Below are 10,238 nucleotides of genomic sequence, written 5' to 3'. Positions count from 1 at the left end.
GCAACGATCCGCGTGATCGTTGCGGATCCCGGCCCGCCGGGCGGCGCGCGGGACTGGCCCGTGCATCCGGCATAGACTCGCCGTCGGCACGCCGCGGTGCCACCGACGGCCCCCTCCGGAAGGGACCCCCTGTGAGYAGACCTGTCGTCCTCATCGCTGRAGAGCTCTCACCCGCCACGATCGAGGCGCTGGGACCCGACTTCGAGGTTCGATCCGCCGACGGGGCCAACCGCGACGAGCTCCTTGCGGCTCTGGCCGACGTCGACGCGGTCCTCATCCGCTCGGCCACGAAGATGGACGCCGAGGCGATCGCCGCGGCGAAGCAGCTCAAGGTCATCGCGCGCGCCGGGGTCGGGCTCGACAACGTCGACGTCCAGTCCGCCACCCGGGCCGGCATCATGGTCGTCAACGCACCGACCTCCAACATCACCTCCGCCGCCGAGCTCGCCGTCGGTCTGCTCCTCGCCACCGCCCGCAACATCGCCCCGGCCAGCCAGGCCCTCAAGGGCGGGGCGTGGGAGCGCAGCAAGTACTCCGGCGTCGAGCTGCTCGACAAGACCGTCGGCGTCGTCGGTCTCGGCCGCATCGGTGCGCTGGTCGCCGAGCGCCTCAAGGGCTTCGGCATGAAGATCGTCGCCTACGACCCCTACGCCTCGCCGGCCAAGGCCGGCCAGCTCGGCGCCCATCTCGTCGGGCTCGACGAGCTGCTCGCCCAGTCCGACTTCATCACGATCCACCTGCCGAAGACGCCGGAGACCATCGGCCTCATCGGTGAGGAGGCGCTGGCGAAGGTCAAGCCGTCGGTGCGCATCGTCAACGCCGCTCGTGGGGGCATCGTCGATGAGGCCGCCCTTGCCCGCGCCATCGCCGAGGGCCGTGTCGCCGGTGCCGGTATCGACGTCTTCGCGTCCGAACCGACCACGGAGTCGCCGCTCTTCGAGCACGAGTCCGTCGTCGTGACCCCCCACCTGGGCGCCTCGACCGAAGAGGCCCAGGAGAAGGCCGGCATCGCCGTCGCCAGGTCGGTGCGCCTCGCCCTCGGCGGCGAGCTCGTCCCCGACGCGGTCAACGTCTCCAGCGGCTTCATCGCCGAGGAGGTTCGCCCGGGTATCCCGCTGGTGGAGAAGCTCGGACGCATCTTCACGGCCGTCGCCGGCACCGTGCCGGCTCAGCTCGACGTCGACGTCCGTGGTGAGATCACGGCCCACGACGTCAGCGTCTGGAAGCTCGTCGCCCTCAAGGGCCTGTTCACCGACGTCGTCGAAGACCCCGTCACGTACGTCAACGCGCCCGTCCTGGCCGAGCAGCGGGGCTGCGTCGTGCGGCTCGTGACCGATCCCGACTCCGGCGACTTCCGCAACGTCGCGACGCTGCGCGGCACGCTCGCCGACGGCACGGTCGTGTCGGTCTCGGGCACGCTCACCGGCCCGAAGCGGGTCGAGAAGCTCGTGGGGGTCAACGGCTACGACCTCGAGGTGCCGCTCTCCGATCACATGCTCGTCTTCGAGTACTCCGACCGCCCCGGCGTCATCGGCGGCGTCGGCCGCATCCTCGGCGACGCGGGCATCAACATCGGCGGCATGCAGGTCTCGCGCCAGGACGACCGCGCCATCGGCGTGCTCAACGTCGACAGCGCCGTCCCGGCCGCCCTGGCGGCCGAGCTCTCCGAGGTCGTCGAGGCCAAGACCTTCTCGGTCGTCGACCTGCGGGACTGAGCCAGCGGTCCTGCGCGCCCTGCGACGTCACCTCTTGATGTCGGGGGCCTCGTGTGGCTCGTCCGTCGGCGCGTTGGTCGCCGGGTCTGCAAGGCCGCCATCCAGCTCGTCGGCCAACGTCTCGGCCAGCTCGTCGGTGGCTTCGGTCGGCTCGAGCTCGGCGAGCTCCGGGACGAGCTCGTGGCGCTTGCTGAAGGTGTCGATGATGGCGAGTGCGACCGCGGCGATGGGGATGCCGATGAGCGCACCGATGGGGCCGAAGAGCGCGGCCCCCGCGATGACGGACCCGAGCGCCACCGCCGGGTGCACGTCCATGGTGCGTCGGCTGATGCGCGGGGTGAAGACGTAGTTCTCGAGCTGTTGGTAGACCGTCGCGAAGACGGCTATCCACAGGGCGTTGATCGGCTTGTCGATCAGCGCGAAGAGGGCCGGCAGAGCCACTCCGATGTAGGTGCCGATGGTCGGGATGAACTGGCCGACGATGCCGGCGAAGATGCCCAGCGGCAGCCAGAACGGCACGTCGATGAACCAGAAGAAGGCCACGTGGAAGACCGCCGACACCGAGGCGAGCACGAGCTTGGACACGACGTAGCCGCCGGTCTTCTCGACCGAGATCGTCCACACGGTGATGAAGACCCGCTGGTAGCGCTGGGGGAGCCAGGAGCCGATCGTCTGGCGCAGCCGCGGGCTGTCGGCGGAGAGGTAGTAGGCGAAGACGAGAATCGTCAGGGCATCGAAGACGAAGGTGAAGAGCGAGCCGAAGATGCCGACGATGCCGCCGCCGTACTTGCCCGCGAGCTCGCCCAGCTTGTCCGGGGTCAGGCTGAGGGCCGACTGGATCTGCGCGAGGTCGAAGTTCGTGTGGAACGTCGCGTTGACCCAGTTGATCGCCGAGGTCACTGCGCCGGGCAGCTGCGTGCCGAGCTGGGAGAGCTGCGAGATGAAGACCTGGCCGAAGAGCTCGACGAGGCCCACGAAGAGCAGGAGCAGGCCGAGCATCGTCAGTCCGGTCGCGAGGCCACGCTTCATGCCCCGCCCACTGAGATAGAGGACGACCGGTTCCATGGCGATCGACACGAGCCACGAGAGCAGCAGCAGGAAGAGGAAGCTGCTCATCGCCTGGAACGCCCACGTGGCCACGGACAGCAGGACGACGGCGGCGAGCACGATGAACGTCACGCGACGGGCGTTGCCGGGCGTGATCGCGATCCAGCGCGCCTCGTCGTCGAAGGGGATCCCGGGCACGGCGTGGCTGCCGTGCCGCTGGTGCGGTGGAGAGCTCGGGTGCTCCGGGCGGTGGTCGACGCTCACGCGCCGAGCCTACGGGCACCGGTCTCCCGAGCGGGGGATGCCGATTGCTGAGGGCAGCGCCGCCCGGCCGAATGGCGGACACCGTGTCTCACGTACTGGAAACCCCCTTTACCACCGAGTGGCCCGGCGTACCGTGAAACGCATGACGCGGCAGGTCGTACTCATTCTCCGCCGCGGCGAGTCCAGGTAGTCAGCACTCTCGCCGCGGAGATCCCGCGCACCCCTCGTGCTGACCGGTTCGCCCTCCAGGGCTGGAGCCACCTGAGACCACCACCCGTAATGAGACCGGAAGACGTGATCACCATGAGCGAAGATGCCAAGGCGGCCCGCCAGGCCCTGCAGGAGTCGATGGACCTGCGCGACCAGGGTCACACCGAGGACTGAGTCCCGAGCGACACCACGACGAAAGGCCTCCGCCCAGCCGGGCGGGGGCCTTCGTCGCGCGTTCACAAAATGAGACGCTGATCCCACATCACAAGACGCGTTCTAGGCTGGCGGCATGCCACAGACGCAGGTCAAGGACGCCTACTCCGTCGCCGTGATCGGCGGTGACGGCATCGGGCCCGAGGTGGTCGCGGAGGGTCTCAAGGTCCTGGAGGCCGTCACCGGTGACGGCGGTCCCAAGTTCACCACGACCTCCTACGACCTCGGGGCGCAGCGCTGGCACGCCACCGGCGAGACGCTCCCGGCCTCGGTCCTGGACGAGCTGCGTGGCCACGACGCGATCGTCCTCGGTGCCATCGGCGACCCGAGCGTCCCCAGTGGCGTGCTCGAGCGGGGAGTCCTGCTGCCCCTGCGCTTCGCCCTCGACCACTACGTCAACCTGCGTCCGGCCAAGCTCTTCCCCGGCGTCTCGAGCCCGCTCGACGTCGCGCGCGTCGCACCGGACGGCATCGACTTCGTCGTCGTCCGCGAGGGGACGGAGGGGCCCTACACCGGCAACGGTGGTGCCCTGCGGGTCGGCACACCGGCCGAGATCGCGACCGAGGTCAGCGTCAACACCCGCTACGGCGTCGAGCGCGTCGTCCGCGACGCGTTCGCCCGCGCGCAGGCGAGGCCGCGCAAGCACCTGACGCTCGTGCACAAGCACAACGTCCTCACGTATGCCGGTCACCTCTGGCGGCGCACCGTCGAGGAGGTCGGTGCCGAGTTCCCCGACGTCGAGACCGCCTACCAGCACGTCGACGCCGCCACGATCTTCATGGCCACCGACCCCGGCCGCTTCGACGTCATCGTCACCGACAACCTCTTCGGCGACATCCTCACCGACATCGCTGCTGCCATCGCCGGCGGCATCGGGCTCGCCGCGTCGGGCAACATCAACCCGGCGCGCACGACGCCCAGCATGTTCGAGCCCGTCCACGGGTCGGCTCCCGACATCGCGGGCCAGTCGAAGGCCGACCCCACCGCGGCCATCCTCTCGGTCGGCATGCTGCTCGCCCATCTGGGCCTCGACGACGAAGCGACCCGGGTCGACGACGCCGTGGCCGCAGACCTGGCCGAGCGCGGCGACGCCGTCCGCAGCACCACCGCCGTCGGTGACGCCGTCGCGTCCCGACTCTGACGAGCCGGCACGGGTGACCCGCCGGGCACCCGGGTCCGTATGCCGCGGGCCCGGGCTGACGGCATACGCGCGCCCCCGCGAGCGCGGGTGCCCGGCTTCTGCGTCTCAGGATGTGGGCGATAGCCTGACACCGGATCACCGCTGATTTTGCCTTCTGGAGGTTTGTCATGACCCAGCTGTCGTTCGAGGTCACCCGCCGGGACGAGGTCACCTCGCCCGAGCGCATCGCCGAGATCCTCGAGAACCCAGGCTTCGGCAAGACCTTCACCGACCACATGGTCGTCGCGACATGGACCGCCGGCGGTGGGTGGGGTGACGCGCAGGTCCGGCCCTACGGGCCCTTCCAGCTCGACCCGGCCGCGGCGGTGCTGCACTACGCCCAGGAGATCTTCGAGGGCATGAAGGCCTACCGTCACGCCGACGGCTCGATCTGGACCTTCCGGCCCGAGGCCAACGCGGCCCGCTTCGCCCGGTCGGCCCGTCGCCTCGCGCTGCCCGAGCTGCCCGAGGCCGACTTCATCGAGTCGCTGCGCCAGCTCGTCTCCGTCGACCAGGACTGGGTGCCTGCGGGCGACGCGGGGGAGAAGAGCCTCTACCTGCGTCCCTTCATGTTCGCGTCCGAGGCCTTCCTCGGCGTGCGTCCGGCCCAGCGGGTCACCTACTCCGTCATCGCCTCGCCGGCCGGCGCCTACTTCTCCGGGGGACTCAAGCCCGTCACGCTGTGGATCTCGACCGACTACGCCCGTGCGGGTGAGGGTGGCACCGGCGCCGCCAAGTGCGGCGGCAACTACGCCAGCTCGCTCGCGGGCCAGCTCGAGGGCATCGAGCACGGCTGTGACCAGGCCGTGTTCCTCGACTCCTCGACGCACACCTACATCGAGGAGCTGGGGGGCATGAACCTCTTCCTCGTCACCAAGGACGGGCGCATCATCACGCCCGAGCTCACCGGGACGATCCTCGAGGGGGTGACGCGCAGCTCCATCCTCGAGATCGCCAAGGAGCAGGGCCTCGAGCCCGAGGAGCGCCGCATCCCGATCGAGGAGTGGAAGGAGGGGTCCGCGAGCGGCGACATCGTCGAGATCTTCGCGTGCGGGACCGCCGCCGTCGTCACCCCGGTCGGCGAGCTGCGCTGGGCCGGCGGTTCGGTCGACCACCGCCGCGACGGCCACGAGGACCGCTACGCCGAGGCGATCCGCGCCCGGCTCCTCGACATCCAGTACGGCCGCGCCGAGGACTCGCGGGGCTGGCTCACCCGCCTCGTCTGACAGGTCGTCGCCGATGGGTCCCGTGGGCGGTCGGGCACGGACCGGGTCGGCGATCGGCGACATCGTCCCGCCCCGGCTCGTCGCGTCCGACCTCGACGGCACCCTGCTGCGCACGGACGGCTCGCTGTCCGGGCGCACGGCCGCGGCCTGGTCCGCCGCCGCGCACGCCGGCATCGAGACGGTCCTCGTCACGGCCCGACCGCCGCGCTGGCTGCACGACCTCGAGCGGGTCGTCGGGCCACGCGGCACGGCGATCTGCGGCAACGGCGCCTTCGTGTACGAGGTGGCCACGCGTCGGCTCCTGGAGACGCATTGCTTCGAGCGGGTCGTCCTCGACGACATCGTCGCCGACCTGAGACGAGCCGTGCCCGCGGTCACGTTTGCGGCCGAGCGGGCCACCGGGCCCTTCGTGGCCGACGACTACCCGGACCCGCACCGCGACCGGGGCGCCGAGCGGGCCGTGCACGGGTCGTGGCGCGAGGTCGCTGCCGAGCCGGTCGGCAAGCTGCTCGCGCTGGCTCCTGACCTACCAGTCGAGGAGTTCCTCTCCACGGTCGAGGAGGTCGTCGGCGCCCGCGGCCACCTGCACTTCTCCGGCGCGCACGGCCTGGCGGAGATCAATGCGCCCGGGGTGACCAAGGCCGCCGGCTTGGAGCGGTGGGCCACGGGGCTCGGCATCGAGGCCGCGCACGTCTGGGCCTTCGGCGACATGCCCAACGACCTGCCCATGCTCGAGTGGGCCGGGGTCGGCTGGGCGGTGGCCAACGGTCACGAGCGGGTGCGCCGTGCCGCGGACCGGCTGTGCCCGGCCAACGACGACGACGGGGTCGCGCACGTCCTCGAGGCGATCTTGACTCAAAAGGTTTGATAGAGAACCATTGACGGTCCTCGCCGTGCGGGTACAGGATGCCTCACACCAGGATGGAGCAACGGGCAAAGGTTCGTTGCACGAGGTTTGTGAGGTCGTGCATGAGCGTTCCTCCGGCCCCTGACGTCACCGCCGGCACCTCGGGTGCCGCCACCGACGAGGCCATGCTTGCCGCCACGGAGATCTTCGGCTGACATGGGCGCGGACAGGGGTGCGCGCGACCTCGCTCTCACAGCCTTGCCGGATGCCGTGCTGCGGCCGGCCTCCGGCAACGCCTTCGAGGACACCGTCGAGCAGCTCGCCCGGGCGATCCGCCTCGGGGTGCTAGCCGACGGGGAGCAGCTGCCGCCGGAGCGTGACCTCGCGGCGCGCCTCGGCGTCAGCCGCAACACGTTGCGCGAGGCCATTGCTGCGCTCCGCGACTCGGGCCTCGTCACGACGAGACGGGGGAGGGGCGGTGGCACGACCGTGACGTATGCCGCCGAGATCCCTGCGTCGTCACGTGGCGTCGCGGGCACTTTCGTCCGCAGCGGTGCAGCGATGCTCGACGCCCTCGACTTCCGTCGGGTCGTCGAGCCGGGCGCGGCGTGGTTGGCAGCCAACCAGCCGCTGGCCGGCGACCAGCGGGCCTGGCTCACGGGGTGCCTGCGCGACGTCGAGGACACCTCCGACGCGGCGGGGCACCGGGTCGCGGACTCCCGGCTGCACCTCGCGATCGCGACGCTCTCGGGCTCGCCGATGCTCGTCGACGCCGTGACGCGTGCCCAGGCCGCGCTGCACGACATGCTCATGGCCATCCCGGTCCTGCGGCGCAACATCGAGCACTCCAGCACCCAGCACGAACAGGTCGTCGCCGCCATTCTCGGCGGCGACGCGGACCGGGCGCGGGCGGTGATGGAGGAGCACTGCGACGCGACCTCCGCGCTGCTGCGTGGCCTCATCGGATAGGAAGAGGACATGGCGAAACCACCACCCCTGACGATCGACCGGCTTCGTGCGGAGATCGAGGCGGGCGACATCGACACCGTCGTCGTCGCGTTCACCGACATGCAGGGTCGCCTGCAGGGCAAGCGGTTGCACGGGCACTATTTCCTCGACCACGTCCTCGAGGACGGCACGGAGGGATGCAACTACCTGCTCGCCGTCGACGTCGACATGAACACCGTCGACGGCTATGCGATCTCCTCGTGGGAGCGCGGCTACGGCGACATGTTCTTCGACCTCGACCTCGACACGCTGCGCCGCACCCCGGGCACTCGGCACTCGGCCACCGTGCAGTGCGACCTCACGTGGATCGACGGCAGCGGAGCCGTCAAGCAGTCGCCCCGGTCGGTGCTCAAGGCGCAGGTGGACCGGGCGGCCGAGCTCGGGATGGCGGCGCACTGCGGCACCGAGCTCGAGTTCATCGTCTTCCAGGAGTCCTACGAGCAGGCCTGGGACGCGGGCTACACGGGCCTGACACCAGCGAACCGCTACAACGTGGACTACTCCATCCTCGGGGGCGACCGCGTCGAGCCGCTGCTGCGCGACATCCGCAACGAGATGTATGCCGCCGGCGCGGTCGTCGAGAGCGCCAAGGGCGAGTGCAACTACGGCCAGCACGAGATCGGCTTCCTCTTCGACACGGCGGTGCGCACGTGCGACAACCACGTCGTCTACCGCAACGCGGCCAAGGAGATCGCGGCCCACCACGGCCAGTCGCTCACCTTCATGGCCAAGTTCGACGAGCGCGAGGGCAGCTCGTGCCACATCCACCTCTCGCTCCGCGGTCTCGACGGCGAGACGGTCTTCGCCGACGACGACCGTGACGGCGGCCGCAGCGAGCTGTTCGACCACTTCCTCGCCGGCATCCTCGCCACGCAGCGCGAGCTCACCTACTTCTACGCGCCGAACATCAACTCCTACAAGCGATTCGCCTCGGCCAGCTTCGCCCCGACCGCGGTCGCGTGGGGTCGGGACAACCGCACCTGCGCGTTGCGCGTCGTCGGTCACGGCGCCGGACTGCGCGTCGAGAACCGCGTCGGCGGCGGCGACCTCAACCCCTACCTCGCCGTGGCCGCCATGCTCGCCGGCGGCCTCCACGGCATCGAGAACGAGCTCCCGCTCGAGCCGCCCCTCGAGGGAAACGCCTACACGTCCGACAAGCCGCGCGTGCCATCGACGCTGCAGGAGGCCCGCGACCTGCTCGCCGGGTCGACCACGGCGCGAGCGGCCTTCGGCGACGAGGTCGTCGACCACTACGTCAACGCGGCCGACGTCGAGATCACGGCCTTCAACGCCGCCGTCACCGACTGGGAGCGCAAGAGAGGATTCGAACGACTGTGACCCGCCCCCCAGCAACCCGACCCGCCCCACTCCACCCCGGTTCGATGTATCTCCGCGTGCCAGGGGCCGCGCGGATACATCGAACGAGCGAGGGGGGCGGCGCATGACCACGTTCAGCCAGAGCCACGACGTCATCAACCCGGCGACCGAGGAGGTCGTCGCGACGGTGCCACTCGCCTCCCTCGAGCAGACCGACGAGGCGATCGCCCGCGCGAAGGCTGCCGGCCCGGGGTGGGCCGCCGTCGCTCCCGCGGACCGCGGGCTGCTCCTGCGGCGCTTCTCCGACCTCGTCGGGGAGCACCAGGAGGAGCTCGCGCTGCTCGAGGTCGCGAACGCCGGGCACACGATCGGCAACGCCCGCTGGGAGGCGGGCAACGTCCGCGACGTCCTCGCCTACTACTCGGGGGCGCCCGAGCGGAACTTCGGACGCCAGATCCCGGTCGCCGGCGGCATCGACGTCACGTTCCGGGAGCCGCTCGGGGTCGTCGGCGTCATCGTGCCGTGGAACTTCCCGATGCCGATCGCCGGCTGGGGGTTCGGCCCCGCGCTCGCCGCCGGCAACACCGTGGTGCTCAAGCCCGCGGAGCTGACGCCGCTGACAGCGCTCCGGCTCGGTGACCTCGCCCTCGAGGCCGGCATCCCCGAGGGTGTGTTCACCGTGGTGCCCGGCCAGGGCTCCGTCGTGGRGGAGCGGTTCGTCACGCATCCCGACGTGCGCAAGGTCTGCTTCACCGGCTCCACCGCCGTCGGGCAACGCATCATGCGGGGTGCGGCCGACCAGGTCAAGCGGATCACCCTCGAGCTCGGCGGCAAGAGCGCCAACATCGTCTTCGCCGACTCGGACCTCGAGCTCGCCGCCGCGCGCGCGCCCTACGGCGTCTTCGACAACGCCGGCCAGGACTGCTGCGCCCGCAGCCGGATCCTCGTGCAGCGAAACGTGTTCGACCGGTTCATGGAGCACTTCGAGACTGCGGTGCGCGGCGTCGTCGTCACCGACCCGCGCGATGAGGCTGCCGAGATGGGCCCGCTCATCAGCGCCGGTCAGCGCCACACCGTGCGCTCCTTCGTCGAGGACGCCGCCGAGGACGTCGACGTCGCGTTTCGCGGGGACGCCCCGGACGGCAGCGGCTACTGGTACCCCGCGACCGTGGTCCTGCCCCGTTCGACGAGCGACCGGGTCTGGCAGGAGG

At 70.6% G+C, this 10,238-nt stretch carries 9 protein-coding genes; 8 read left to right on the top strand and 1 reads right to left on the bottom strand.

The window, feature by feature from the left end; all coding sequences use genetic code 11:
• The first annotated feature begins 131 nt into the window (after positions 1-131).
• Positions 132-1,715, top strand: coding sequence for a phosphoglycerate dehydrogenase (serA, locus tag AC1DP0_RS11710; protein ID WP_478084743.1), 1,584 nt, complete (start codon positions 132-134; stop codon positions 1,713-1,715).
• A 27-nt stretch (positions 1,716-1,742) separates the two neighbouring features.
• On the opposite strand, the gene AC1DP0_RS11705 is transcribed toward serA, so the two are convergent.
• The gene (locus AC1DP0_RS11705) at positions 1,743-3,026 is read right to left on the bottom strand and encodes an AI-2E family transporter (protein WP_478084742.1); all 1,284 of its coding nucleotides are present in this window, start codon (positions 3,024-3,026) and stop codon (positions 1,743-1,745) included.
• 303 nt (positions 3,027-3,329) lie between these two features.
• Here AC1DP0_RS11705 and AC1DP0_RS11700 point away from each other — a divergent pair, with 303 nt between their 5' ends.
• The 7 genes from AC1DP0_RS11700 to AC1DP0_RS11670 form a co-directional block, all read left to right on the top strand.
• Positions 3,330-3,410, top strand: a complete 81-nt coding sequence (locus tag AC1DP0_RS11700) for a 3-isopropylmalate dehydrogenase (protein ID WP_081633825.1) — start codon at positions 3,330-3,332, stop codon at positions 3,408-3,410.
• 115 nt (positions 3,411-3,525) lie between these two features.
• Complete coding sequence (locus AC1DP0_RS11695; RefSeq protein ID WP_478084741.1) at positions 3,526-4,590, top strand: 3-isopropylmalate dehydrogenase; 1,065 nt, start codon at positions 3,526-3,528, stop codon at positions 4,588-4,590.
• A gap of 167 nt (positions 4,591-4,757) precedes the next feature.
• Entirely contained in the window at positions 4,758-5,855 is a 1,098-nt protein-coding gene (locus AC1DP0_RS11690) for a branched-chain amino acid aminotransferase (protein WP_478084740.1), read from the top strand.
• A 13-nt stretch (positions 5,856-5,868) separates the two neighbouring features.
• Positions 5,869-6,723 (top strand): HAD family hydrolase, encoded by an 855-nt coding sequence (locus AC1DP0_RS11685; protein WP_478084739.1) that lies wholly within the window; start codon positions 5,869-5,871, stop codon positions 6,721-6,723.
• Positions 6,724-6,918: 195 nt separating this feature from the next.
• Positions 6,919-7,671, top strand: coding sequence for a FadR/GntR family transcriptional regulator (locus AC1DP0_RS11680; protein WP_478084738.1), 753 nt, complete (start codon positions 6,919-6,921; stop codon positions 7,669-7,671).
• Positions 7,672-7,680: 9 nt separating this feature from the next.
• Positions 7,681-9,048 (top strand): glutamine synthetase family protein, encoded by a 1,368-nt coding sequence (locus AC1DP0_RS11675; protein ID WP_478084737.1) that lies wholly within the window; start codon positions 7,681-7,683, stop codon positions 9,046-9,048.
• Positions 9,049-9,151: 103 nt separating this feature from the next.
• A partial coding sequence (locus AC1DP0_RS11670) for an aldehyde dehydrogenase family protein (RefSeq protein WP_478084736.1) occupies positions 9,152-10,238 on the top strand: 1,087 nt, incomplete at its 3' end.

Source organism: Terrabacter sp. P5_B1, assembly GCF_056400505.1.
This window is presented reverse-complemented; position numbering and strand designations above follow the sequence as displayed.

Coding starts and splice junctions, on each gene's coding strand:
- AC1DP0_RS11700 (WP_081633825.1), top strand. CDS start 3,330: ATGAGCGAAGATGCCAAGGCGGCCCGCCAGGCCCTGCAGGAGTCGATG.
- AC1DP0_RS11695 (WP_478084741.1), top strand. CDS start 3,526: ATGCCACAGACGCAGGTCAAGGACGCCTACTCCGTCGCCGTGATCGGC.
- AC1DP0_RS11690 (WP_478084740.1), top strand. CDS start 4,758: ATGACCCAGCTGTCGTTCGAGGTCACCCGCCGGGACGAGGTCACCTCG.
- AC1DP0_RS11685 (WP_478084739.1), top strand. CDS start 5,869: ATGGGTCCCGTGGGCGGTCGGGCACGGACCGGGTCGGCGATCGGCGAC.
- AC1DP0_RS11680 (WP_478084738.1), top strand. CDS start 6,919: ATGGGCGCGGACAGGGGTGCGCGCGACCTCGCTCTCACAGCCTTGCCG.
- AC1DP0_RS11675 (WP_478084737.1), top strand. CDS start 7,681: ATGGCGAAACCACCACCCCTGACGATCGACCGGCTTCGTGCGGAGATC.